Source organism: Streptomyces sp. NPDC015661 (assembly GCF_043077765.1).
Lineage (GTDB): Bacteria > Actinomycetota > Actinomycetes > Streptomycetales > Streptomycetaceae > Streptomyces.
In genome coordinates this window covers 379854-403498 of the sequence record NZ_JBIBST010000002.1, presented here as the reverse complement: position 1 = coordinate 403498, position 23645 = coordinate 379854, and the positions used below count along the sequence as shown (strand labels likewise).

The window sequence follows — 23645 nt, the reverse complement described above, 5'->3', positions numbered from 1 at the left end:
GGGCGGAGCGGCTGACCCAGTACGGTGCCGTGGGCATGGCCGCAGAGCGCCCGCAGCGCGGTGCACCCTGTACGTCAGAGCGCGTCCGGGCCGCGCTGCCCCGTGCGTACGCGCACCACCGTTTCCACGGGTACCGCCCACACCTTGCCGTCGCCGATCTTGCCCGTGTGGGCGGCACGGACGATCGCGTCGATGACGGGCTCCGCGTCGGCGTCCTCGACGACGACCTCGATTCGTGCCTTGGGGACGAGGTCCACGCGGTACTCGGCGCCCCGGTACACCTCGGTGTGTCCTCGCTGGCGCCCGTAGCCGCTGGCCTCGGTGACCGTCAGCCCGCTGATGCCGAGTTCCTGGAGCGCGGTCTTCACCTCGTCGAGGCGGAACGGCTTGACGATCGCGGTGATCAGCTTCATGCGGAGGGCTTCCTGTCCTTGACGAGCGAGGTGACGGGGGACGCGGCGTGCAGCGGCGCGGCGCCGTGGCCGAGCACGCCGTGATCGTAAGCGGTCTCCGCGTGCAGCGTCTGATCGAGTCCCGTCAACTCCTCCTCGGCGGAGGCCCGCAGCCCCATCGCCCGGTCGAGAGCCTTGCCGATGCCGTACGTGACGAGGAAGGTGTACGCCGCCACGGCCGCCACGGCGAGGGCCTGCCGCCCGAGCTGGCCGAGCCCGCCACCGTACAACAGCCCCTCCTTGCCGCCGGTCATCACCGAGGTGGCGAACAGGCCGATCAGCAGCGTGCCGACGACACCGCCGGCGAAGTGCACGCCCACGACGTCGAGGGAGTCGTCGTAGCCGAAGCGGAACTTCCAGGCGACCGCGTACGAGCAGACGACGCCCGCGGCGAGCCCGATCGCCGCCGCGCCCGGCATGGCGACGACCCCGCACGCCGGAGTGATCGCCACGAGGCCGGCGACCGCGCCGGACGCCGCACCGAACGTGGTCGGGTGCCCGTCGCGCCGCTGCTCGACGAAGAGCCAGCCGAGGAGGCCGGTGCACCCGGCGACGAGGGTGTTGAGGACGGACGCGGCGGCCAGGCCGTTCGCGCCCAGCGCGGAGCCGCCGTTGAAGCCGAGCCAGCCGAACCACAGCAGACCCGCGCCGAGCAGCACCATCGGCAGATTGTGCGGCCGCATCGCGTCCTTCTTGAAGCCGATGCGCGGACCGAGCACCAGGCACAGCGCGAGGCCCGAGGCGCCCGACGCGATCTCGACGACCAGTCCGCCCGCGAAGTCGAGGGCGCCCAGCGAGTGAGTGATCCAGCCGCCGGGGCCCCACACCCAGTGCGCCACGGGAACGTATACGAGGAGCGTCCATACCGGTACGAAGACGAGCCAGCCCGCGAACTTGGTGCGGTCCGCGACCGCGCCGCTGATCAGCGCCGCCGTGATGATCGCGAAGGTCAGCTGGAACGTGCCGAAGAGGAGGGTGGGAACCGTACCGGTGAGGCTGTCCGGCCCGATGCCCGCCATGCCGAGGTGTCCCAGCCCGCCGATCACGCCGGCGAAGGCGTCGTCGCCGAACGCGAGCGAGTAGCCGGCGGCCAGCCAGACCACCGTGACCAGGGCGATCGACACGAAACTCATCATCAGCATGTTGAGGACGCTCTTCGTGCGGACCATGCCGGCATAGAACAGGGCCAGGCCCGGGGTCATCAGCAGAACGAGCGCGGTGGCGGCGAGCAGCCAGGCGGTGTCGCCGGTGTCGAGCCGGGGTGCGGCGGCGAGGGGCATCAACGGTCTCCTCCTACGGGTCAGGGGGAGAGCCTCACGGCGGCGCGTTTCGCGATGCGTACACAGGCATTTCCGCTGTGTTTCGTGTTGCGCGGGGATTACCTGGTCCTCACAGTGCGGCGGCTCCGCGCGTGCCCACCGGCCCTGCGAGGCCCGTGCCCAAATGACCTCGCGCCGGTGTCCCGTCTCACTCAATCGAGGCGTCTTCTCGACGAACCGAGTCGTTCGGGCTTCCGTCTCAGCGAACCTGGTCGCGCTGTTGAGGGCGCTGGGGGTGCTGGATGGCTGTACCCGGTGGGGTAGATCAGGCAAGGCCGGCCAGGGCCTTGATGGCCGGGCGGAGCAGCGCGGCGATGTGCTCTGCAGGGGCCTCGCGAAGCGCGGCCAGGCCGAGGAACTGGTGGCCGATGGTCACGCCCAGCAACGCGGTGACAACCAGTGCGGCACGCAGTTCGGGATCCTCGGCAGCCGGCAGGGCGGAACCGACGCTGTCGATCTGCCGGCCGAGAGCGGCACGGACGTGATCGGCTGCAGCCTGGTCGGTGAGCATGGACCGCATCATCGCCAGCGTGCCTTCGGGAAGACCGCCGAGCTTGAGGCCGAGCGAGGCCAGCAGCTGATCAACGAGCTCGTCGGTGTCAGTGGCCGTCAGCGCGGCGGGGACCACCCGCACGGCTTGGCTGAACAACTCCCGCTTCGAGCCGAAGTACTGCATGACCAGAGCCGGATCGACGCTCGCCGCGGCCGCCACGGCGCGAATGGTGGTGCGCTCGAATCCCTTCTCGGCGAACAGCTCCCGGGCGCTGTCAAGGATGCGCACCTCGGTCGCTCGGCGTCGGTCGGCTCGGGGCTGGCGAGAAGTGGACACCGATTCACTCTACAGCCGTTGACCGAACTTCCGGCCGACCCTACGGTGAGTGAGTCAACAAGTGTTGAGCGAATGGAACAACCCCCGTGTCGCATCTGGATACACCTGCTGTTCGCACCCCTCACGAGGTGCTGACCTGCTACTACCAAGCCATGCTCGACAAGTCCCCGGACGATCTCGCCAATCTCTACTCCATCGACGCGGTGCACGAGTTCCCGTTCGCCTCACCCGGCTTCCCCCCGAGCTTCGAAGGTCGTGAGGCTGTGCGCGCCGGATACCGGGCAGCCTGGGGCGCCAGCCCCGTCCAGGTGGAGGAGGTCAGGAGAGTCGCGGCTCACGAGACCGCCGATCCCGAAGTGATCGTCGCCGAGCATGTCGTGGTGGGAAGGCTGCCGGCCAAGGCCACCACGTTCACCGTCCCCGGCCTCCTGATACTCCACGTCCACAACGGACTGATCACACGAGTCCGCGACTACATGGACGGCCTGGGCGTCGCCGGCGCCAGAAACTGAAGGCCCGACCAGTACAGCGGCAGCCTGCCTCGAAGGGGACGGCCCTCAGCTCGTTCGGCCCTGACGCCCGACCGCATGACTGACCGGACGAGGAGTCCACCACGGTGCTGGACGGACGGCCTCCTCGCCTCGTCGCCGATCGGCATCGCCGTCCACGACACCGAGCTGCGGCTCGCGCGTGTCCATCAAACCTTTGAGTGCCAGGGCGTCATGCCCGCCTGGAAGCGGTCCATTTCAAGACCGGCGAGCCCATCGGCTACGGCTCAGCCGTCGCCCGGCACGCCCCGGAGCCATTCCGCGCATGCGGACGGACTCGCTAGGTGGTGCCGGCGGGCGTACGGCGGGACAGGGCGGCCTTCGCGTACAGCAGGTGGGCGATGGCCTCGGCCGCGAGGAGCAGCACCACAAACCACGGAGCGAGTACGTCCGCGCCGAGAACCACCAGGAGGGGGACCGCGATCCCGGGCACGGCCCAGACCGCCACCTCACGCAGTCTCCGGCCGAACCGCAGCGCGATCAGGGCGTGCGCTCCGTGATAGACGGCCAACCCGCCGGCGAGGGCCCACACCGCGCCCCTCGCCAGATGGTCATGGCTGGACTCCTCCACGGCCGTGGCGAGTCCGGCGGCCATGGAGATGACGGCGGCGGTGACGAAGAAGTGCAGGAAGCCGCCCACGTCACGGGCGAGGAGGTAGGCCTCGCGTGTGCCGGCGGTGCCCATGACGCGCTCCGCCGCGGTCGAGGCGAAGTCGAAGTAGGACCACCACAACGCGGCCAGCAGGACGAATCCGAGCACGGCCACGATCCCGGCCCGGGCGGTCCAGGTGTGGTCCGTGGCGGTGATGAGGGCCAGCACCGACTCGCCGAGGACGATGATCACGAACAGGCCGACCCGTTCGACCAGGTGGCCGGTGTGGACCCGCCCCGGGATGCCTCGCCCACGCGCGGTCAGCAACAGGACCATTTCCGCCAGGAGCAGGACGGCCCACATCCCGTAGCGCCAGGGGGCCGGAACCGCCGCCGAGCCGGCCCAGAGCAGCCCGGAGAGCAGACAGTAGGTCAGCGGCCGCCAGCGGGGCAGCGTGCGGGGCGCGGGGAAACGGGTGGCTGGCCACCAGAGGGCGAGCAGGACGAGGCGGGTGCCCGCGTAGCCGAGGGCGTAGGCGGGGGCCCGGTCCCCGTCGGCCTCGGGCACCGCGGCGGCCATCACGGCGAGGCACAGCATCGCCGTCAGCATGACGACGCGGCGGCGGGCACTGTCGTCCTGGAAGAGGTTGGCGGAGACCGTGAGGTTCGCCCACATCCACCAGGGCGGGAAGTAGAGGCCGAGGAACACACCGAACTCGCGCCACCCGGGGTCGCCGTGGAGACCGTGCGAGAGCTGGGCGACGACGGCGACGAAGACCAGATCGAAGAAGAGTTCCAGCCATCCGGCGTGTCGGGGCTCCGGCTCCGGTTCCGACGTGGGCGAGGGCAACGGCGCGGGGGTGTGCGGAGTGCTCATCGGGCCATCCGAGTGGGAATTCGACAGCGGCTCGGTCTGAGCGCATCAGATCACGAATCAGGTCACGCGTAGGCGAGCCATGCTCACCGAACGGCGGCCGGACGCGGAACGGGGCTTTTCCGGAGGCGCCGGGACCGAGCTCGTCGCCGATACCGTCCAGCACGGTGGCAGCCCCGACACGGCATTGCTGCGCACGGCCACCGGTCATGCGGTCACCCATGAGGTTCGGGACTCGGGCAGAGGGCGGCCCTGGCGTTCGTGATTTCCCGGCGATGAGGATCCGTGCCGTGACAGCGGAGCTGAGTTCCGCAGGATTCCGGACCACGACCGAGCGCTTGAGGCTGTATGAGCCGTGAGGCCGGTCGGCTCACACCCTGCATCCGGTGCGGCACCATCCGCCACCACGAGCGGGCCCTGCCCGCCGAACCCGCACCCGAGGCTTGAGCTGAGGAAACCAGCCTGGAATTCGAACCGGTCCACGGGGAGAAGGCCGGCTTCGTCTCAGTAGCGAGCCGGCGGGGGAGCACCCAAGGGGCGTGCCTGAACCGCGCCGCCACACCGCCGAGGAGGCCGAAGGGTCTCCTCCGCCCGCCACATCACATCGTCGTCATCCCGCTCGGGGTCAGTCCCGGCAGCAGCCAGTCCTGGAACGGCGCCAGCGCGGCCAGTACCAGGAACGCCACGCCCGTCACCCGGGCCAGCAGCGCGCCGTGCCGCCACAGCTTCTCGAGGAAGATCACCACCGCGATCGCCGCCATCGCCGCCACGTTCATCACCCCGAGCGGTACCAACACCACCATCAGGGCCCAGCAGCAGCCCACGCAGTACCCGCCGTGGTGCAGCCCCACCCGCAGGTCGCGCACCGGCGGTCGGAAGCCCGCATACCGCATCAGCTGGGCCATCGGGCTGCGGCAGTGCCGAAGGCACACGTACTTCAGCGGCCCCAGCTGGTACAACCCCGCCAGGGCGAAGGCCGCCGCGCCGATCCACTTGCCGGCCTGCGGGTCGCGGTCGACCAGGCCGCCGGTGAGCGCCAGTCCGACGTACGCCAGAAGCCCGAATGCCGTCCACGCCAGCAGGTACCCGCCGAGGAACTCCGTGGTCCGCACCGCCCGCTTCAGCCCGCTCGACTGCCGGGCGATGCCCCTGGCCCAGGTCACCGCCACCGGGGCCACCGAGGGCAGCATCATCGCCGCCATCATCGCCAGCCACAGCGGCAGGAACAACGGCAGGGGCATCCCCATCGTGCCCGGCCCGATCCCCATGTCACGGGCCTGCCCGAGCGTGATCACCCAGGCCAGCGCCGCGATCACCGCGATCAGGCCCCACGCCACCGCCAGATCCCTCGCAGGCATCAACACCCCGGGCCGCAGCGGCTGCTTCTCCACGGTGACGGAACGCATGGGGCCTCCCTGAAGGCACTTCCAGGACAGCACACCGTCGCCTGCGCGCGCCAGTGCCACCCGGCGGACAGAGCCTACGGCTTCCGCGGCGTCGGCCGGGGCGCAGCGGCGGGCGGCCGAGCAGCGGTGTCGGGAGGGCGCGAGGGCTTGCGTCCGGCTCGGCCCCGCTTCCCACGGGAGGCCGATCGAGGACGCGGTCGGCGGACCAGACGACCTGGCCCCCCGTATCAATGGTGCAGGAGCTGGAAGCGTCGCCGTCGCGGACTGTTCGGAGACGACGAAGGCCGTCGACGTGGCCCGAGGCTGGGCCATGAGGGCCGTGAGCGGTTCTCGAAGGTTCGCCGCCGCGCGTACGGTGGACATAGGGCCGGACCGGTCCGCCGGTGCAGGCGCTGAGGCAGCCGCTGCGTGAGACCGCCCGCCGCGGGGGTTGTTGTCCTCCCGCACAGGAGGGAAAGGCGATGCGCGAGCACAGGGTCGGCACGCAGGAGGAGTTCGAGGCAGCCCGGGAGGAGCTGCTCGCCCAGGAGAAGGAACTCACGCGGCGCGGCGACGAGCTCGCGCGGAAGCGGAGGGATCTTCCCTGGGTACGGGTCGAGAAGGACTACCGCTTCGAGACCGCGAGCGGGACCGGGTCGCTCGCGGACCTCTTCGCGGGGCGCTCGCAGCTGCTCGTCTACCACTTCATGTTCGGTCCGCCGTACGAGGCCGGATGCCCGGTGTGCTCCTCGATCGCGGACACCCTCGATCCCAACGCGGTTCACCTCAAGGCTCGCGACGTGACGCTGATCTGCTCGTCGCGGGCGCCGGTCGACAGACTCCTCGCCTACCGGGAGCGGATGGGCTGGAGCTTCGACTGGGTCTCCGCGGGCGGCGGTGACTTCCACCGCGACCTCGGCTTCCAGCACACGGAGGAGGAGCTGAGACCGTTCCTGCAGGCGAGATTCCCGCGACCGTGAGCCAGATGGCAGAGGCGTGCGGCACGGACGTGCTCGGCTACGTCACCGAAGGCCCCGGGCTGAGCTGCTACGCGCTGTCGGAGGGCACGGTCTACCGGACGTACGTCAGCACCGCCCGCGGCCTTGAGCCGGCCATGGCCTACTACGGCCTCCTCGACCGCGCGCCGCTGGGCCGCCACGAGGAGGGCGAGGAGACCCACTGGCTGCGCCGGCACGACGAGTACGAGGAAGCCTGAGCGAGGGGCCCTTCGCGATCTCCTCCGGCGATCCGCGGAAACCGTCGGTTCCGCCCGGTGCGTACTGCTCGTGCCAGGCCGTTTCTCCGACCGCCTCCGGAAGGTCACGGCCCAGACCGAGGCAGTTCTCAGGGCAACCTTCCCCGGGTGCGGAACCTTCGGAACACCCCTAGCCGTCGGACATCGCCACCCAGTTGTACCCGAAGTAGTTCAGGCCCTGGGTCTGGTCGGTGGCCTCGAAGGAGTGGGTCAGGACGTTGAGGCACTCCATCCGGCGCGGTTCCTTCTCGTCCGTCAGCAGGCCGCGTTCCTGCTCCATGAGCTCTCGCGAGCACGTCCGGTGGGTTGTCGCGGTGAGCCGGTACATCGACAGGACGTCGCCGTCGAAGGTGGCCCTGCCGGTGAAGTCGTTGCAGCCGGCCCTGCCGGTGACGGTCCCGTCCCGATGGAAGACGTAGTACACCTCCTTGCCGCCGATGATCGGCACGACGGAGTCGCCCGCGACCAGATGGTCCAGCCGCCATCGGGAGCCGAAGAGCCCCTCGGGCCGAATCAGTTTCACCGCGACGTAGTCGCCGCTCCGATTCCTCAGGTCCATCGTCAGGTCGTCGACGCGCCGGCTGATGTCGAGCGGCCCGCTGAGGAGCTTCCGCAGCTTCTCCTCGAAGGCGAGATACGACGCCGGGCACCGCCCGGCCGGGGCCGTCCCGTCGGTTGTCTCGCCCACGGTGAGCGTTGTCTCGGTGACGGTGGTGGCCGCCTTGAACGGGGTGCACCCGTAGCTGCCCTCGGTCGTGTTGTCGTAGCCGGCCTCGACCCATGCGGCGGCATGGGGCGGCGCGGTGATCGTCCGCCCGTCGACGGTGACCCACTGCACGTACCAGCGCGCCCCCACCAGCAGCCCCCCGTTCCCGCCGGGACCCTTGGGGGTGGGCGGGGCCGCGGCCCGTCTCGTGCCCGTCGGCGTGCAGGCGCTGATGAGGAGCAGGGCGGTGAGGAGAGTTCCGACGATGGTTCTGGCGCGGAATCCACGTTTGACAGCTACATGCATGAAGTGTCAGACGGACGCGGCCCGCCCAGGGTTGTGGTGTCCCTCCTCGGCCCCGTGGTACCGGCGGCCCGGCCGCGGCGGCCGCCTGATCACACGTCGCTCGATCCACAACTCCTGACGATTGCTCCTTTTCGGGCCCTGGCCGTGGGAGCCAGTGATCCGTCTCGACGAAGGTGATCAGTGCCGTACCTCACCCGGCCCTGCCATGGCCTGTACGGCGCACCGAGCTGTTTCTCCCGGGTGATACGAGTGGCGCGCGTCCCGCGGTCACGGGTGTCTGGAGGAAGGAAGTGCGGGCAGAGAGCGGGAGACCATGGAGCGGAAGCACAAGCGCCTCGCGACACCCTGGGCGGCCGGGGTGGCAGGAGTCGTGTTCGCGATCCTGACGGCCACGGCGATCGTCCTGGTACGCATCGCCCTGCCGAGCGGCGTCGACGTGGCCGTCGACCCACGGCAACGGAGCACCGTGCGGACGGCGCTGGAGCTGGTCCCGTTCGCCGGGATCGCGTTCCTGTGGTTCATGGGCGCCCTGCGCGAGCAGGGGGGCGAACGCGAGGACAAGTTCGTCTCCACGGTGTTCCTGGGCAGCGGTCTGGTCTTCGTCGCCACGTTGTTCGGCGCCGCCGCGGCGGCCTGGAGCGTGCTCGACGAGGGCGGTGGGCAGGGTTCCTCCTTCGGCCGCGATGTCGCATACGCCCTGCTGACCACGTACGCCATGCGGATGGCAGCGGTGTTCGTCATCACGACGTCGACCATCGGACGCCGGCTCGGTGTGCTCCCGCGCCCGCTCGTCGTCGTCGGCTATCTGGCGGGCCTGACGCTGCTGGTGGTGGGAGCAAGCGTGCCCTGGTCGGAGCTGGTCTTCCCGGCCTGGGTGCTGATCCTCAGCCTGAACAGCCTGTGGGGCCGGCGTTCCGCCGAGGCACGGCCCGCCGCCTCGACCTGATCGGGCCGCACGGCTCACCCGAACGGTCCGCTCCCCGTCGCTGTGACCCTCCCGTCCGACGAGAGTGGCACAGGGGCCTGACCGGGCCATTGGAGAGGACCGATTCCATGGTGAGCGTTGCCGTAGACCTGAACCGCTGCCAGGGGTACGCACAGTGCGCGTTCCTCGCTCCGGAGATCTTCACCATGCACGGCGACGAGGCGCTGCTGTACGACCCGGACGTCGACGAGACGCAGCGCGAGAAGCTGGCCCAGGCCGCCGCGGCCTGTCCCGTTCAGGCCATCCTCGTCGACGCCGTGGACGAGAAGTCGGCCGAGGCGGTGTCCGGTGCTCGGTGACGGAGCCTTGGAGCAGCTGAAACGCGAGGGCCGCATCGTCGTCGTCGGCGCCTCGCTGGCAGGCCTGCGGGCCGCCGAGACACTGCGCGCCGAGGGCTTCGCGGGGTCACTGACCATGATCGGCGACGAGCCTTGCGAACCGTACGACCGGCCGCCGTTGTCCAAGGGGGTGCTGCTGGGCAGGGCGCGCGCCGACCGCACCGCGCTGCCCCGGCTCCGATCCGTCGACGCGACCTGGCGGCTCGGCGTTCCCGCCACCGGCCTGGACATGGCGGCGAGGAGGGTGCGGCTGGCCGACGGCGACGAGGTGCCGTACGACCGGCTGCTGATCGCCACCGGCGTCCGGGCTCGGCCGTGGCCGCGCGAGGAGGAGGCAGAACTCGACGGCGTCTTCGTGCTGAGGACCCGCGGCGATGGCGCCGCGCTCGCCCGGCGGCTCGACGACGGACCCAAGCGGGTCCTGGTCATCGGGGGAGGGTTCGCCGGCTCGGAGGTCGCCTCCGCCTGCCGGGAACGCGGCCTGCCCGTCACCGTCGCCGAACGAGGCGCCGCGCCCCTGGTCGGCGCACTGGGTGGGGTGGTCGCCGCGGTGGCCGCGGGCCTCCAGCGCGAGCACGGTGTGGACCTGCGGTGCGGGGTCATGGTGACCGCTCTGGAGGGTGACGCCTCGGGGCGGGTGCGCGCCGCGCATCTGTCCGACGGCTCCACCGTGGAGACCGACGTGGTGGTCGTCTCGCTCGGTGCCCTCCGCAACACCGAATGGCTGAACGGTTCCGGGCTCGGGGCCGGCCCCCGCGGCATCGCCTGCGATGCCGGCTGCCGGGCCTTCGACATCCGCGGAATCGTCACCGACGACATCTACGCGGCGGGCGACGTCGCCCGCTGCCCCCACCCCCTGTTCGGCTACCAGTTCCTGTCGCTGGAGCACTGGGGCAATGCCGTCGCCCAGGCCGGGATCGCGGCGCACAACATGCTCAGCGAGAGCACCGACCGACTGCCGCACATGGACGTGCCGGCCTTCTGGTCCTCCCAGTTCGGCGTCAACATCAAGTCGGTCGGCGTACCGTCGATGGCGACGGAGATCCTGATCTCGCAGGGCTCGCTGGACAGCCGCCGGTTCGTCGGCGTCTACGGATACCAGGGGCGCGTCATCGGTGCCGTCTCCTTCGACCACGGGCGATGGCTGCCGTTCTACAAGGAACTCATCGAGAGCACCGCGCCGTTCCCGCCGCAGTTCCCCACGGTCGACCGGCACGCGGACGGACAACGGCCGATGGACGCGGACTTCCCCGACCCGTCGGTCCCCAGCCACGGCCCCACCGTGACCCTCAGCGGATACTCGCCGGCCGACCGCCGGATGACGTTCACCCCCGCGCACTGACCCGTACGGCCACAAGGACCTGCCATGACGCACACCCTGTTGCACCAGATCCTGGACTACGCCAATCGGGCCGACCCGTACCCGATCTACGAAGAGCTGCGGAAGACACCGGTCCACCACGACGGCGACGGGCCGTACGTGATCAGCACCTACTACGAGATCCGCAGCCTTCTGCACGATCCCCGGATCAGCTCCGACGCCCGCAACCTGGCGTCCAGCAGCGCTGACCCGCTGGCCGAGCAGGCCCCTGAGGAGAGTGCCCTGCCGCCGGGCTTCCTCCGGCTCGACCCGCCGGAGCACGACCGGATGCGACGCATGACGAACCGGCACTTCGGCCCGCCGCACTCCCCCCGCCGGGTCGACGGGATGCGTCCGGAGCTCCACGACATCGTCGCCGGCCTCATCGACGGCTTCGACGACCCGGGCCGGATCGACCTGGTGGAGGAGTTCTCCTACCCGTTCCCGGTGACGGTGATCTGCAGGCTGCTCGGAGTGCCGCGCGAGGACGAGGCGCGCTTCCACACTTGGGCGGACACCCTCGCCGCCAGCCTGGACCCCGACCCGGACGCCGATCCCGCCGACCGCGGCAAGGGCGCGCATGAGGCCCGGATGCAGCTGGGCATGTACCTGGCCGGCCTGATCGAGGAGCGCCGCAAGAACCCCGGGGACGACATGCTCTCCCAACTGGCGACGGCCAAGGGCCAGGACGGCCCGATGACCACGATGGAACTGCTCAGCACCGCGGCTCTGCTCCTGATCGCGGGGCATGAGACCACGGTCAACCTCATCACCAACGGAATGCTGACCTTGCTGCGGAACCCCGACGTCCTCCAGCGGCTGAGGGCAGAACCGCGCCTGGCCGTGCCCATCGTCGAGGAACTCCTGCGCTTCGAGCCGCCGGTGCAGCTGCTGCCGCAGCGCACCACTCTCGCCGACATCGAGGTCCGCGGCGTCACCATCCCGAAGGGCTCCACCCTCTGGCTGGTCCTGGCGTCCGGCAACCGCGACTCCCAGCGCTTCGAGAACCCGGACCGCTTCGACCCGGACCGCCCGGACATCCAGCACCTCGGCCTGGGCAGCGGCATCCACAGCTGCTTCGGCGCACCGCTCGCCCGACTGGAGGCCCAGCTCGCCCTGTCGGAGCTCGCCAGGAGACTCGACAACCCACGCCTGCTGGAAGACCCGCCCCCGTACCGCCAGAACGCCGTACTGCGCGGTCCGCGCCATCTGCGGATCGCCTGCGACGGGATCCGTCCCTAGGGGGTGGCGGACGCCTCACCCCTCGTCAGGCGCCGGCTCGGCGGACCTCCGGTGCCCGGTTAGGTGCCCGGCACCGGTCCCGTGGAGGCGCGGATCACCAGCTCCGGGTCGAAGAGCAGTTCGCCGGTCGGCACCTCGCGGTTGCTGACCAGGGCGAGGACGCTGCGGCCCACCTCCAGGGCGAGCCGGTCGGCCGGCTGGCGGACGGTGGTGAGGGCGGGGTCGGTGAACTCGGTGACGGTCGAGCCGTCGTAACCGACCACCGAGACGTCCGCGGGCACGGAGAGGCCCTGCCGCCGGATGCCCCGGATGGCGCCGAGGGCCATGTAGTCGCTGGCGGCGACGATGGCGGTGGCGCCCTGCGCCACGAGGGCCGCGGCGGCGGCCTGCCCGCCTTCCACGGTGTAGGACTGGCGGACGACCCACCGTTCGGCGTCCTCGGCGCCACGCCGGGCCATCGCCTCGACGAAACCGCGCACCCGCCGGTCGGCGGGCCGGTTCCCGGCGGGGCCGGAGGCCATGCCGATGCGGCGGTGGCCGAGCCGGTGGAGGTGGTCGACGGCCAACTCGGCGGCGAGGGTGTCGTCGGTGGAGTAGACGGGCACGGGCACGCCGTCGGCGAACTCGCCGTTGATGCCGACATAGGGGACGCGACGCTGGCGCAGCAGCTCGTAGCTCTCGGTGTCGGAGCCCTCGACCGTGTTGGAGGCGGAGAGGAAGACCACGGCGGCCACGCCCTTGTCGATGAGCGCGGTGAGGAAGTCCAGTTCCTGGACGCCGCCGGGGAAGACGGGGCACAGGACGGTCTTGAGGCCGTGCGGGGCGAGCGCGGACTCGATCCGCTCGGCGACGTCGGCGAAGAACGGGTTCGAGACGAATTCGGTGACGACGGCCACCAGCTGGCCCTGGGTGGGGCGCTCGTAACCGAGTTCGGCCATGGCCCGCTCGACCGCCTCGCGTGTCTTGCGGGACACCCCCTGGCGCCGGTTGATCACCCGGCTGACGGTGGCCTCACTGACCTGTGCGCGGGCTGCGACGTCGGTGATGCCGACCTTCATCGCGGTCCTTCCGTGAGTGTGAGCGACACCAGGCCGCCGCGCGGGACGGCCAGGGGCCGTGGTCCGTCGGGCAGGAGCGTCAGCGGATCATTCATCATACGGCCGTCGGGGCCGTGGACCCGGGCCCTCACGGGTCCGCCGCCGCCGATGACCTCGACCATCACCCGGTCCCTACCGGAACCGTTCACCAGATGGAAGGTGCGGTACGCGGCGGTGTCGAGGGTCGCGACCCGGTCGCCGTGCACGCTGATCAGGCACTCCTCGCCCCGGGCCGAGTGCACCAGCGGGTACAGCTCGTCGGGCCGCCCCGGCTCGGTCTCGCCGTCGAGGATCAGCTCGCGGTGCCGACGCCACCACCCGAGCCAGAACCGCACGGTCTCCCGGTGTTCCTGGGGCACCTCGTCGAGGCGTACGGAGATCTGCGGTACGGCGTGCAGGGCCCCGATCAGCTGCCTGGCCACGGCCTCGGTACCGGCGCTGTGCGACCACATGAGCATGTCGGAGTGGACGGCGCCGCCGACCGCGAGGAGAGCGGTGTCGAGCGTGTTCACCCGGTTGGCGGTGGCGTCCGCCGGACAGTCGAAGGAACGCAGCATGTTCCCGTACGGGGCCATGCCCGGCCCCGTGTACGGCTGGCGCAGCTCCAGCAGGATCCCGGGCCGGACGGCCTCGAGCTCCTGCCGCAGCCCGTCGAGGAGGAGGGTCATGGCGTGGCCGACGTCGCCGCCGCCGTCGCCCGCGTAGACGGCGGCCTCGTCGAGGAAATCGAGCTTCAGCCCGTCGAGTCCGTAGTCGCGGACGAGGGAGACGCACAGGTCGACGACGTGCCGGCGCACTTCGGGGCGGCGGGGATCGAGGACGTGGGCGCCGGGCACGGTGGCGGGGCGGGGGGCCGCGGCGGCCCACCGGTCGTGGCAGTCGGCCTGCGGGCCGAGCAGCAGGGGCGCCACCCAGAGGAGGTGGCGCAGGCCGTGGGCGCGGACGGCGGCCACGTGTGCGGCGAGGTCGGGGAACTTGGCGGGATCGGGCCGCCAGTCGCCGACGCCCGCGTAGCCGCGGCCGTTGCCGTACGCCTGCCAGCCGTCGTCGAGGATCAGCGCCCCGCAGCCGAGCTCGGCGGCGAGGGCGGCCTGGCTCTCGACGGCGGCGGCGGTGACGTTCTGGTTGAAGGCGTACCAGGTGGAGTAGACGGGGACGCGGGCCGTGTCCGGGACGTGCATCGGCGGGCGGGCGGCGGCGAGGTGGGCGCGGATGGGGCGCAGGGCGGCGGCGACGGAGGCCGAGCGGGGTGCGAGCAGCAGGCGGTGGGGCCGGTCGGCGGGGGGCAGCCGGAGGTGGACGACGTGGGTGTCGTTCTCCTCGGAGACGCCGAAGCGGATCGTGGCTTCGGTGACGGGGTCGGCGGCGGCCCAGGTGAGGAGGGTGGCGCCGGAGTGCTCGTAAAGGGAGCCGGCGGCGGGGCCGTCGACGAGGCAGGTGGCGGCCCGCCCGGCCCAGTCGGGGACGAGGGTGCGGCGCCAGCCGCCCTGCGGATGCCAGTAGCCGGCCGCGTCGCCGAGGGGGACGGAGAGGCGGACCTCGACGGGGACGCCGGGGGCGTGGACGTCGAGGGCGAGCAGTCCGTCCGGCAGGCGGGTCAGGGTCCAGGAGGGGGTGGTGCCGGGGGAGAGGAGGGCGATCGAGACCGCGTCGTGAAGGGGTTCGGCGGGCACCGGGGTCTCGTGTGCGGTGGTCACGGGCTCGTCGGCCCGGGCCTGGAGAGTCATGGTCATTCCTTGACGGCGCCCGCGAGGAGGCCGGAGACGAAGTGGCGCTGGAGGAGGAGGAAGACGACCGCCATGGGGACGGCGGCGACCGACGTTCCGGCGAGGATGGCGCCGTAGTCGGTCTCGTCGAGTCCCTGGAGGGAGGCGAGGGCGACGGGGATGGTGAAGGTGAGCTCGTCGCGCAGCACGATCAGCGGCCACACGAAGTCGTTCCACTGGTAGAGGAAGAGGAAGATCGCGAGGGCCGCGAGGGCGGGCCGCATCGGCGGCAGCGCGACCCTCAGGAAGAGCCGCAGCTCACCGCAGCCGTCCACGCGGCCGGAGTCCAGCAGCTCCGTCGGGAGCGCCGCCATGGACTGCCGCATGAGGAAGATGCCGAAAGGCAGGGCGAGGTTGGGGGCGATGACGGCCTGGTAGGTGCCGAGCCACTGGAGCTCGGCCATCATGCGGAAGAGCGGCACGAGGGTGATCTGGGTGGGCACGACGAGGCCCAGCATGAGCAGCCCGAAGAGGACCTCGCGGCCGCGGAAGCGATAGGTGGCGAAGCCGTATCCGGTGAGGGTGCAGACCGTGCCCGCGAGCAGCGTGTACACAGTGGCGATGCCGAGGGAGTTGAGGACGACCCGGCCGAAGTGGGCGGTGTCCTGGAGGGTGGCGAGGTTCTCGGCGAGGTGGCCGCCGGGAAGCAGGGGCGGCGGGCTCGTGAAGAGTTCGCGCGAGCTGTGGGTGGCGCCGACGACGAGCCAGTAGAAGGGCACGGCGACGGCGGCGAGGGCGATCGCGAGGCCGGAGGTGAGCAGGAGCGAGCGGCCGGCCCGCCGGTCCGGGGCCCGGTTCGTCATGGCGTGTCTCACGACTTGTCTCCCAGGAGGCGGAACTGGACCAGGCCGAGGAGGCCGATGAGCAGGGTGAGGGCGTAGGCGAGGGCGGAGGCGTAGCCGAAGTCCGCGTAGGTGAAGGCGTTGCGGTAGAGGTACACGCCGATGGTGAGGGTGGCGTTGTCGGGGCCGCCGCCGGTGAGGACCGTCGGCTCGTCGAAGAGCTGCAGCGTGCCGATGGTGGACAGGACGGTGGTGAGCAGCAGTGCGGGGCGCAGCCCGGGCAGGGTGACGTGACGGAAGGCGGCGAGGGCGCCGGCCCCGTCCACGGCGGCGGCGTCGTACAGCTCCGCGGGCACGGTCTGGAGGCGGGCGAGCAGGATGACGGCGTTGTAGCCGGTGTAGTGCCAGGTGAGGGCGAGGCCCAGGGAGATCCGGGCCCACAGGCCGTCGGTGAGCCAGGGCACGGGGTCGACGCCGACGAGGCCGAGCAGCCAGTTGACGAGGCCGTAGTCCTTGTTGAGGAGGACGGAGAAGACGATGCCGTACGCGACGAGTCCGGTGACCATCGGAAGGAAGAAGCCCAGCCGGAAGACCGGGCGGCCGCGCAGGAGCGTGGAGTTCAGGGCGACGGCGAGGGCCGTGGCGAGGGCCAGCATCAGGGGGACCTGTACGGCGAGGACGATCGCCGTGTTGCGGAGCGCGGTCCACATCAACGGGTCGTCGAGCAGCCGCCGGTAGTTGTCGAGGCCGACGAAGGTCTCCGTGCCCGCGACGGTGCGGTGCAGGCTGATCACGAAGGACCAGCCGATCGGGTAGAGCTTGAAGACGGAGAAGAGCAGCAGGGCCGGCAGCACGAAGAGGTACGGGGCCGCCCGGCCGCGCCGCCGGGGGCGGGCGGCGGCCGGGAGCGGTGTTGCCAGGCTCATCGGGCGGCCTTCCGGCCGGTCTGGCGGACGAGTTCGGCGGCCGCCTCGCGGAGCACGGCCGCCGGTTCGGCGCCCTTGAGGAGGACCCTGGACTGCGCGTCGGTGACCAGCTTGAGAGCGCGGGCGTAGTCGGAGGTGTAGTTCACGGCCGGGGAGGGCGCCCTGAGGGCGGCGAGGAAGATCTCGCCCTTCTTCTGGCCGCTGAAGAAGGCCGAGGGCTCGTGGAACACGGCGTCGTCGTAGGCCTTCATGAGCGCAGGGGCGATGCCCTTGCCCCGGTAGATCCGCACCTGGGAGGCGGGGCGGGTGAGGGCGAACTCGACGAAGGACCAGGCGGCCGCCTGGTGCCTGCTGCTGCCGGCGACGGCGAGGTGGGTGGAGTTCACGGTGGCGGCGGTGGGGCCGCCGCGGCGCACGGCGGGCGGGAGCCGCACCTTCCACTTGCCGGCCTCGGCGGGCACCTGCTCCTCGACGATGCCCCCGAACCACGTGGGCCAGGGCACGACGGCGTTGGTGCCCTGCTTGAGGGAGCTCATGAGGGCGTTCCAGCCGCCGGCGAGGTCGCTGACGAGACCGGCGTCGTTCATGGTCTTGATCAGCGTCATGGCCCGCACGGCCTCGGGCGAGTCGAGGGTGACCCGGCCTTCGAGGTCGAAGTAGAAGGCGCCCTGGAGCTGGAGCAGCATCTGGAAGAAGTTGGCGGCGTCGGGCTGGGACGCCGGCTTGTCGATGCCGAGGAGGTGGACGCCGGTCTTGGCCTTGAGGCGCTTGCCGGCCTCGATCGTCTCGTCCCAGGTCTGGAGGGCATCGGCGTCGACGCCCGCCTTCTCGAAGAGATCGGCGCGGTAGTAGAAGCCGGCCGAATTGGCCTCCCAGGGCAGGGCGTTCACACGCTTGCCGTCGGGGCAGACGGTCTGCCAGAGGCCTGCGGCGAAGGCGTCCTTGTGCCGGGTGGCGCCGAGCGGGCCGAGGTCGGCGAGGCCGCCGGGGAATCGCTCGACGTAGCCGGGAAGGTAGTCGACGCCTATGTGCAGGACGTCGGCGAGCCCCTGGCCGCCCGCGGCCAGACCAGCGGTGATCTTGTCCCAGATGGCCGGGTTCCCGATGTCCTGGACCGTGACCCTGATGTCCGGGTAGACCCGGTTGAAGTCCGGCAGGAGGGCCTTGAGTTCGGTGGCGGGCCCCTGCCAGGACCACACGGTGATCTCACCCTTCTTCGGGTCGCCCGCCCGGCCCGTGCCTCCACCGGTGCCGGTGCCGGTGCAGGCCGAGAGGGCGAGGCCCCCGAGGCCGGTGGCGGCGAGGGCGCCACCCGTGCGCAGGACGCCTCTGCGTCCGATCGGTCTGTCCGCTCCGTTGCGGTCGCTGTGTGTCATGAGCCGGGACAGTACAAGCGGGCTTCTCCACTTGCAATGGAGCGATGAAAACTTTCGGTTGTACCGTCGTTCGATGAATGCGAGAACCATTGCAAGCCGTCGTGGGGATTGCTAGCGTGCCGCGCGCCGAGTCCACCCACGCTCCGGGAGATCCCCATGACGCGTTCCCGCCTGGCTCTCAGATCCGCGACCGCCCTGCTCGCCGCGCTGGCCCCACTCGCGGTCGCCCCGGCGGCCCCGGCCCCCGCTGCCGAGGCCGAAGCAGTGTCCGGCGCCCCGGCGCTCCTCACCGTGAGCGACCCCGGCTTCGAAGCCGGGGGCAACGGCTGGGAGTTCACCCCGGGCACGGGGACCGCGACCAACTACCCGCACGCCGGTGCCCGGCTCGCGTACCTGGACGCGGGCAGCGGCATGAAGGTCTCCCAGACGCTGACGGCCACCGGCCACGGCTCGTACGCGATCTCCGCCTGGATCGCCACCGGAGGACCGGGCGGCCGGTACGTCCTGCGCGTCAACGGCTCTCCCGCCGCCTCGCTCGATTTGCCCGCCGCCGCCCAGTACCGCCGCCACACCCTCGGCCCGGTCTCCCTCGCCCCCGGCGACCGCCTGGAGATCGCCTTCGAGTCCGGCCGGAGCTGGGTCAACGCCGACGACGTCATGGTCTCGCCGGCCACCCCCGCGAACCCCCGGATCACCTCCAGCGACCCTCAGGCCGCCGAGATGTTCGCCTGGGCCACCCGCAAGGCAGGCAGCTGGGTCCACCTCCCGGGCACGCAGGGGCCGCTGAACGCGGACGAGCGCCAGACCGGCGGCACCGGCACCGGCGTCTACGCCCCCTCCTACTGGGCCGGCTACGCCAACCGCAGCGGCTACTACTCCCGGGACATGACCCACCAGCTCGCCGGCGCCGGCGTCCTCGGACTCCACGCCGAGAACAAGGCGATGCTGCGCGCCTTCGCCGCGTCCGCCACCGCCGAGCACGCCTACTACCCCGTCTGGGCGCTCAACTTCGACAACCGCAGCTACCTGTCCATCGACTACCGCCGCCCCGACCTCTTCGTCCGTGAGGTCCCCGCCGTCTTCGAGCTCGTACAGAAGGCCGAGGAGGCGTACCGCTGGACCGGCGACCGGAGCTACCTCGACGACCCGGTGCTGTGGGACTTCTACCGGCACGCCACCGAGGAGTTCGTCACCCTCCACGACGGCAGGAAGGACAACGGCGACCGGGTGAAGGTCGCCGAAGGCACCGGCAGAGGCATCTTCCAGGGCGTGGCCAGCTACAACGAGCAGAGCGACGAGCCGCTCGCCGAGGCCGGCGACGCCATCGGCTCGCAGTACCAGGCCTACCGGGCGATGGCCGCGTTGGCCCGCGCCAAGGGCGACGCCCGCACGGCCGCCGACTTCGCCCGCCGCGCCCGCGAACTCCGCACGTACTTCAACACGACCTGGAGCGGGGACGGTTCGGCAGCCGACATGGTCCGCGGCTACACGATCGACGGGCGGGCGCTGACCGGCTGGGGCAAGGAGAACAGCTGGTTCATGCCGATGAAGCAGATCATCGAGCCCGGCGCCCGACGCGAGGCCTACCTCGACTACGTCGACGCCCAGGCCGAGGGCGAGGGACGCCCCGAGAACATCGAGGCCCTCACCTACCTCCCCGACACGTTCTTCACCAACAACCGTCCGGACACCGCATGGAAGTGGATGCGGCACGTCTACGCCCAGAAGGACGTCCAGCACGTCAACACCCGCCAGGGCACCAACGGCGACTACCCCGAGGTGTCCTTCACCCTGATCGCCCAGACCGTCCAGGGCCTCATGGGCGTCACGCCGAACGCCCCCGCGCGTCTCCTCACCACCCAGTCCCGCCTGCCCTCCGGCATGGCATGGCTCGCCGTCGAGGACCTGCGGATCGGTGACTCGGCCTTCGCGCTCAAGCACGAGGGCGCCCACCGCTCCACACTCACCCACACCTCGGGCTCCGCCCCGTACACCTGGGAGGCGCGCTTCCCCGGCAGCCACGACACGATCACCGTCGACGGCGTCGCCCGCCCGGCACAGATCCGGGTGATCGACGGCGCCGTGTACGCAACCGTCCACGTCAAGGTGGCCCCGGGCGGCACGGCCACGGCCGAGGTCCGATGACGTCCGGCGGTACGGGCAGCGTCGCGCCGGGCGGGCCTGGAGTTACGGGCGGCATGGCGTCGGGCGGGCCTGGCGGTGCGGGCGGCGGCACAGTGCTCGGCGGTACGAGGCACCCCGCGCCCGCCGGTAGCGGAGGCCCCGCGCCCGCCGGTAGCGGAGGCCCCGCGCCCGTCGGTGCCGGGTGTCCGGCGCAGCCAGGGGTCTTTCCCGGCGGTCCCGAACTCTTCCGGCTCGACGCGCGGGTGGCCCACCTCAACCACGGCTCCTTCGGCGCCGTCCCGCTCCCGGTCGCCCGCGCGCACCGGCAACTCGCGGCCGAGGCGGCGGCCGACCCGGATGCCTTCTTCCTCGGCGTCCCGGACCGGCTCGCAGCCGCCCGGGCCCGGATCGCCGCCCGCCTCGGCGCCGACCCCGAGGGTATGGCGCTCGTCACGAACGCGACCGAGGCCGCGCATCTGGTCCTCGACGCCCTCGGACTCGGCGCCGACGACGAGGTCCTCGTCACCGACCACGGCTACGGCACGGTGGTCGCGGCCGCCGCGCGCAGGGCCCGGCTCGTCACCGTTCACCTCGACCCGGAGCTGCCGGACGAGGGTGCGGTGCGCCGGGCGGTGCTCGCCGCGGTCACCACCCGCACCCGGGTGGCGGTGCTCGACCAGATCACCTCACTCACGGCCCGAGTCGTCGCCGGGCCACGGCTTCTCGCCGACCTCGCCGATCGCGGGGTGACCACTGTCGTGGACGGCGCCCACGCGCCGGGCATGCTCGCCGCCCCGCTGGCCGGCCGACCGGACGTGTGGTTCGGCAACCTGCACAAGTGGGCGTACGCGCCCCCGGGCTCCGCCGTCCTCGCGGTCGCGCCCGCCCTGCGGGACCGGGTGCCCGCGCCTGTTCCGTCCTGGGAGGACCACCGGGGCTTCCCGCGCGCCGTGGAGTACCGGGGCACCGCGGACTACACGGGCCTGCTCGCCGCGGCCGACGGTCTGGACCTGCTCGCCGCACTCGGCGCGGAGCGGGTACGGGCCCACAACAGCGCCCTCGCGGCCCACGGCGCCGGGCTGCTGGCCGAGCTGCCGGGGGTGACCCCGCTGCCGGCCGACGACCGGCTCGCCCTGCGGGCCCTGCGCCTGCCGTCGCGGTTCGCCCGGACCAGACCGGAGGCGGAGGCCCTGCGTGAGGAGATCGCGGTCCGGGTCGGCTGCCGGGTCCTGGTCTGGCCGTGGCAGGGGGGCGGCGGGATCCGTATCTGCGGCCAGATCTACAACCGCCCCGCGGAGTACGAGCGGCTCGCCCGGGGACTGAGGTCCCTGCTGGACGGCGACTGAGGTCGCCTGACAGGGGGACCGCCGCTTCCTCGGGGTGGATCCGTGCCGATGGAGGAGATCCGGAGCGTCTGACGACGTTCCTCGGCCCGGCCGGAGTTCAGGCTCCGGCCGGATGTTCCGGCGTCCCCTGCCGGAGTGCCACGAGGCGAGTGGCTGACGAGAAGGTTCTTCGTCTGCCGGCGGTCCGGGCGCCCGGAGGACGGGTGCGGCGTGAGGTCGGCGGCTGAGATCTCCGCACCTGACTGTTCCCGGAGGCCAAAGCTCGTCCGTACCGGGCCGGAAAATGGTTTGAGCTCCGGGGGCGGTGCCGACAGGATCGGGGCACCGATGAGTTCTTCCCGGCGCTGCGGTCTGACGGTGTGACCTGCTCTGTGGGGAGGACACTCACATGACGGAAGGCGCCATGCTCGCACCACACGCAACACCCGCTCTCTCGCCCGATCGTGTCACCGCGGTGCTGCGCATCCTCGTGCTGTCCACGTTCGTCGTCCTCCTCAACGAGACGATCATGGTCAACGCGATCCCGCGCCTCATGCGCGAGTTCGAGGTGACCGCGGCCGCCGCGGGGTGGCTCTCCACGGCCTTCATGCTCACCATGGCCGTCGTCATTCCGGTGACCGGGTGGTTCCTTCAGCGCGTGACGACCCGGACCGCCTTCGGCCTGGCCATGGCGTTGTTCTTCGCCGGTACGTCGCTGGCCGCGGCCGCGCCCGCCTTCCCCGTGCTTCTGGTCGCCCGCGTCATCCAGGCCAGTGGCACCGCAGTCATGATGCCGCTGCTCATGACGACGCTGATGACTCTTGTTCCCCCGCAGGACCGCGGCCGAGTCATGGGCAACATCACCCTCGTCATCTCCGTCGCACCCGCCCTCGGCCCCGCGGTCTCCGGTGTGCTGCTGCAGCTGGGGACATGGCGCCTGCTGTTCTTGGCGGTCCTGCCCATCGCCGGAGCGATGGCGATAGTCGGTCAGCGCAAACTGGTCAACATCGCCGAGCCCCAGGCAGGCCCGATCGACTGGTTGTCCGTCCCCCTGGCGGCGGCGGGCTTCGGTGCCCTGGTCTACGGCCTGAGCGGCCTCGGCGCCGGGGACGAGGCCCAGGCAGTCGTGCCCCCGCAGGTCACGACCCTGGTCGGTGCCGTGCTGGTAGGCCTGTTCACATGGCGGCAGCTGGCCCTGCAGCGCTCGTCCACACCGCTGTTGGACCTCCGAGCTCTGACGTTCCGTCATTTCTCTGTGGCACTCGGCCTGATGTGCCTGTCGTTCATGGCCCTCATGGGCGCGTTCATCCTGCTGCCGATCTACCTGCAGGAGGTGTGCGGCCTCACCTCACTGCAGACCGGCCTGCTCCTCATCCCCGGCGGCCTGACCATGGGCCTGCTCGGACCGCAGGTCGGAAAGCTCTACGACCGGCTCGGCGCACCACGGCTGGTCGTCCCCGGAGCCGCACTCACAGCGCTCTGCCTCGCGCTGTTCGCCCTCGTGGGCGAACAGACCTCGCCGTGGCTGGTGCTCGCCCTGCACGTGGCACTGAGCGCAGGCATGGCGTTCGTCTTCACCCCCGTCTTCACCTCCGGCCTGTCCGTACTTCCGCCGCACCTCTACCCCCACGGCTCCGCCATCCTGGGCTCGCTCCAACAGGTCGCGGCCGCCGCCGGCACCGCCCTCGTCATCAGTGTCATGACGGGACGCGCCGCCACGGCGGCAGCCGACGGCGCCGACCCCGCGGGCGCCCTGGCCACGGGCGTCCGGTGGGGATTCGGTATCGGCGCCGTGCTCGGGGGGCTGGCCGTGCTGGTGGCACTGCTGGTCCGCACTCCGCCCGTACCGCAACAGCCCGTTGCGCCGGAGATCCAGGACGAGGACGGCACCACGACGAACAAGTCCGCCCCTACGCCCACCTAGCAGCAGCCCGGAGGTCCGCGGCGAAGGGGTGCGCGCCGACGAGGTGCTGCCCCGGCCTGCGCGGATACCTCGGGAGGGGCCCCTCTAGGATGACGACCGCGCGTTGATGGCGCATGCGGTTGACGTCACCTGCGG

Annotated in this window: 21 protein-coding genes; 10 read left to right on the top strand and 11 right to left on the bottom strand. The window is 71.4% G+C overall.

Translation table 11 applies throughout. The annotated features are described in order from the left end of the window. Nucleotides 1–74: 74 nt before the first annotated feature. The 3 genes from ACF07V_RS06455 to ACF07V_RS06445 all read right to left on the bottom strand — a co-directional run bounded on the left by ACF07V_RS06455 (nucleotide 75) and on the right by ACF07V_RS06445 (nucleotide 2600). On the bottom strand, nucleotides 75–413 hold the full coding sequence (locus ACF07V_RS06455) for a P-II family nitrogen regulator (RefSeq protein ID WP_392151741.1): 339 nt from the start codon (nucleotides 411–413) through the stop codon (nucleotides 75–77). Then, on the bottom strand, nucleotides 410–1732 hold the full coding sequence (locus tag ACF07V_RS06450) for an ammonium transporter (RefSeq protein ID WP_392151740.1): 1323 nt from the start codon (nucleotides 1730–1732) through the stop codon (nucleotides 410–412). The genes ACF07V_RS06455 and ACF07V_RS06450 overlap by 4 nt, the downstream gene beginning before the upstream one ends. Nucleotides 1733–2036: 304 nt before the next feature. Further along, complete coding sequence (locus ACF07V_RS06445; RefSeq protein WP_392151739.1) at nucleotides 2037–2600, bottom strand: TetR family transcriptional regulator; 564 nt, start codon at nucleotides 2598–2600, stop codon at nucleotides 2037–2039. Nucleotides 2601–2686: 86 nt separating this feature from the next. On the opposite strand from ACF07V_RS06445, the gene ACF07V_RS06440 reads away from it, so the two are divergent. Beyond that, a complete protein-coding gene (locus ACF07V_RS06440) occupies nucleotides 2687–3112 on the top strand; it encodes a nuclear transport factor 2 family protein (RefSeq protein ID WP_392151738.1) in 426 nt (141 codons plus the stop codon). A gap of 316 nt (nucleotides 3113–3428) precedes the next feature. On the opposite strand, the gene ACF07V_RS06435 is transcribed toward ACF07V_RS06440, so the two are convergent. Both ACF07V_RS06435 and ACF07V_RS06430 read right to left on the bottom strand, forming a co-directional pair. Then, the gene (locus ACF07V_RS06435) at nucleotides 3429–4616 is read right to left on the bottom strand and encodes a low temperature requirement protein A (protein ID WP_392151737.1); all 1188 of its coding nucleotides are present in this window, start codon (nucleotides 4614–4616) and stop codon (nucleotides 3429–3431) included. A 596-nt stretch (nucleotides 4617–5212) separates the two neighbouring features. Further along, a complete protein-coding gene (locus ACF07V_RS06430) occupies nucleotides 5213–6019 on the bottom strand; it encodes a DUF2182 domain-containing protein (protein WP_392151736.1) in 807 nt (268 codons plus the stop codon). Between the two features lie 461 nt (nucleotides 6020–6480). Between ACF07V_RS06430 and ACF07V_RS06425 the strand changes: the two genes are divergently transcribed. Beyond that, nucleotides 6481–6978, top strand: a complete 498-nt coding sequence (locus ACF07V_RS06425) for a DUF899 family protein (RefSeq protein ID WP_392151735.1) — start codon at nucleotides 6481–6483, stop codon at nucleotides 6976–6978. Between the two features lie 5 nt (nucleotides 6979–6983). Beyond that, nucleotides 6984–7214 carry a DUF899 family protein gene (locus ACF07V_RS06420; protein WP_392151734.1) on the top strand — a complete coding sequence of 77 codons (231 nt, stop codon included), beginning with the start codon at nucleotides 6984–6986 and terminating at the stop codon, nucleotides 7212–7214. A gap of 169 nt (nucleotides 7215–7383) precedes the next feature. Here ACF07V_RS06420 and ACF07V_RS06415 read toward each other — a convergent pair whose 3' ends face one another. Then, entirely contained in the window at nucleotides 7384–8265 is an 882-nt protein-coding gene (locus ACF07V_RS06415) for an META domain-containing protein (protein WP_392151733.1), read from the bottom strand. Nucleotides 8266–8578: 313 nt separating this feature from the next. Between ACF07V_RS06415 and ACF07V_RS06410 the strand changes: the two genes are divergently transcribed. The 4 genes from ACF07V_RS06410 (at nucleotide 8579) to ACF07V_RS06395 (ending at nucleotide 12190) form a co-directional block, all read left to right on the top strand. Then, nucleotides 8579–9211: a hypothetical protein gene (locus ACF07V_RS06410; RefSeq protein ID WP_392151732.1), complete on the top strand. Its 633-nt coding sequence runs from the start codon at nucleotides 8579–8581 to the stop codon at nucleotides 9209–9211. A 110-nt stretch (nucleotides 9212–9321) separates the two neighbouring features. After that, a complete protein-coding gene (locus tag ACF07V_RS06405; protein ID WP_392151731.1) occupies nucleotides 9322–9549 on the top strand; it encodes a ferredoxin in 228 nt (75 codons plus the stop codon). A gap of 7 nt (nucleotides 9550–9556) precedes the next feature. Then, nucleotides 9557–10930 carry an NAD(P)/FAD-dependent oxidoreductase gene (locus ACF07V_RS06400; protein WP_392151730.1) on the top strand — a complete coding sequence of 458 codons (1374 nt, stop codon included), beginning with the start codon at nucleotides 9557–9559 and terminating at the stop codon, nucleotides 10928–10930. Nucleotides 10931–10954: 24 nt separating this feature from the next. After that, complete coding sequence (locus ACF07V_RS06395; RefSeq protein ID WP_392151729.1) at nucleotides 10955–12190, top strand: cytochrome P450; 1236 nt, start codon at nucleotides 10955–10957, stop codon at nucleotides 12188–12190. A 59-nt stretch (nucleotides 12191–12249) separates the two neighbouring features. On the opposite strand, the gene ACF07V_RS06390 is transcribed toward ACF07V_RS06395, so the two are convergent. The 5 genes from ACF07V_RS06390 to ACF07V_RS06370 are packed head-to-tail and all read right to left on the bottom strand — an operon-like array spanning nucleotide 12250 to nucleotide 18137. Beyond that, a complete protein-coding gene (locus tag ACF07V_RS06390; protein WP_392151728.1) occupies nucleotides 12250–13248 on the bottom strand; it encodes a LacI family DNA-binding transcriptional regulator in 999 nt (332 codons plus the stop codon). Continuing rightward, complete coding sequence (locus tag ACF07V_RS06385) at nucleotides 13245–15014, bottom strand: glycoside hydrolase family 36 protein (protein WP_392151727.1); 1770 nt, start codon at nucleotides 15012–15014, stop codon at nucleotides 13245–13247. The genes ACF07V_RS06390 and ACF07V_RS06385 overlap by 4 nt, the downstream gene beginning before the upstream one ends. Nucleotides 15015–15016: 2 nt before the next feature. Continuing rightward, nucleotides 15017–15868: a carbohydrate ABC transporter permease gene (locus ACF07V_RS06380; protein ID WP_392151726.1), complete on the bottom strand. Its 852-nt coding sequence runs from the start codon at nucleotides 15866–15868 to the stop codon at nucleotides 15017–15019. Beyond that, nucleotides 15865–16761 carry a carbohydrate ABC transporter permease gene (locus ACF07V_RS06375; RefSeq protein ID WP_392151725.1) on the bottom strand — a complete coding sequence of 299 codons (897 nt, stop codon included), beginning with the start codon at nucleotides 16759–16761 and terminating at the stop codon, nucleotides 15865–15867. The genes ACF07V_RS06380 and ACF07V_RS06375 overlap by 4 nt, the downstream gene beginning before the upstream one ends. Next, on the bottom strand, nucleotides 16758–18137 hold the full coding sequence (locus ACF07V_RS06370) for an ABC transporter substrate-binding protein (RefSeq protein WP_392151724.1): 1380 nt from the start codon (nucleotides 18135–18137) through the stop codon (nucleotides 16758–16760). The genes ACF07V_RS06375 and ACF07V_RS06370 overlap by 4 nt, the downstream gene beginning before the upstream one ends. 156 nt (nucleotides 18138–18293) lie before the next feature. On the opposite strand from ACF07V_RS06370, the gene ACF07V_RS06365 reads away from it, so the two are divergent. From ACF07V_RS06365 to ACF07V_RS06355, 3 genes are all read left to right on the top strand, one after another. Further along, the gene (locus ACF07V_RS06365) at nucleotides 18294–20282 is read left to right on the top strand and encodes a hypothetical protein (protein WP_392151723.1); all 1989 of its coding nucleotides are present in this window, start codon (nucleotides 18294–18296) and stop codon (nucleotides 20280–20282) included. A 242-nt stretch (nucleotides 20283–20524) separates the two neighbouring features. Further along, complete coding sequence (locus ACF07V_RS06360; RefSeq protein WP_392151722.1) at nucleotides 20525–21607, top strand: aminotransferase class V-fold PLP-dependent enzyme; 1083 nt, start codon at nucleotides 20525–20527, stop codon at nucleotides 21605–21607. Nucleotides 21608–22010: 403 nt separating this feature from the next. Beyond that, the gene (locus ACF07V_RS06355) at nucleotides 22011–23510 is read left to right on the top strand and encodes a DHA2 family efflux MFS transporter permease subunit (RefSeq protein ID WP_392151721.1); all 1500 of its coding nucleotides are present in this window, start codon (nucleotides 22011–22013) and stop codon (nucleotides 23508–23510) included. Nucleotides 23511–23645: the final 135 nt, after the last annotated feature.

What these genes read in the sequence shown, in the direction of transcription:
- ACF07V_RS06415 (WP_392151733.1), bottom strand. Translation starts at nt 8,265, where the DNA reads ATGCATGTAGCTGTCAAACGTGGATTCCGCGCCAGAACCATCGTCGGA.
- ACF07V_RS06395 (WP_392151729.1), top strand. Translation starts at nt 10,955, where the DNA reads ATGACGCACACCCTGTTGCACCAGATCCTGGACTACGCCAATCGGGCC.
- ACF07V_RS06390 (WP_392151728.1), bottom strand. Translation starts at nt 13,248, where the DNA reads ATGAAGGTCGGCATCACCGACGTCGCAGCCCGCGCACAGGTCAGTGAG.
- ACF07V_RS06355 (WP_392151721.1), top strand. Translation starts at nt 22,011, where the DNA reads ATGCTCGCACCACACGCAACACCCGCTCTCTCGCCCGATCGTGTCACC.
- ACF07V_RS06425 (WP_392151735.1), top strand. Translation starts at nt 6,481, where the DNA reads ATGCGCGAGCACAGGGTCGGCACGCAGGAGGAGTTCGAGGCAGCCCGG.
- ACF07V_RS06420 (WP_392151734.1), top strand. Translation starts at nt 6,984, where the DNA reads ATGGCAGAGGCGTGCGGCACGGACGTGCTCGGCTACGTCACCGAAGGC.
- ACF07V_RS06455 (WP_392151741.1), bottom strand. Translation starts at nt 413, where the DNA reads ATGAAGCTGATCACCGCGATCGTCAAGCCGTTCCGCCTCGACGAGGTG.
- ACF07V_RS06430 (WP_392151736.1), bottom strand. Translation starts at nt 6,019, where the DNA reads ATGCGTTCCGTCACCGTGGAGAAGCAGCCGCTGCGGCCCGGGGTGTTG.
- ACF07V_RS06370 (WP_392151724.1), bottom strand. Translation starts at nt 18,137, where the DNA reads ATGACACACAGCGACCGCAACGGAGCGGACAGACCGATCGGACGCAGA.
- ACF07V_RS06365 (WP_392151723.1), top strand. Translation starts at nt 18,294, where the DNA reads ATGACGCGTTCCCGCCTGGCTCTCAGATCCGCGACCGCCCTGCTCGCC.
- ACF07V_RS06435 (WP_392151737.1), bottom strand. Translation starts at nt 4,616, where the DNA reads ATGAGCACTCCGCACACCCCCGCGCCGTTGCCCTCGCCCACGTCGGAA.
- ACF07V_RS06385 (WP_392151727.1), bottom strand. Translation starts at nt 15,014, where the DNA reads ATGACTCTCCAGGCCCGGGCCGACGAGCCCGTGACCACCGCACACGAG.
- ACF07V_RS06375 (WP_392151725.1), bottom strand. Translation starts at nt 16,761, where the DNA reads ATGAGCCTGGCAACACCGCTCCCGGCCGCCGCCCGCCCCCGGCGGCGC.
- ACF07V_RS06410 (WP_392151732.1), top strand. Translation starts at nt 8,579, where the DNA reads ATGGAGCGGAAGCACAAGCGCCTCGCGACACCCTGGGCGGCCGGGGTG.
- ACF07V_RS06450 (WP_392151740.1), bottom strand. Translation starts at nt 1,732, where the DNA reads ATGCCCCTCGCCGCCGCACCCCGGCTCGACACCGGCGACACCGCCTGG.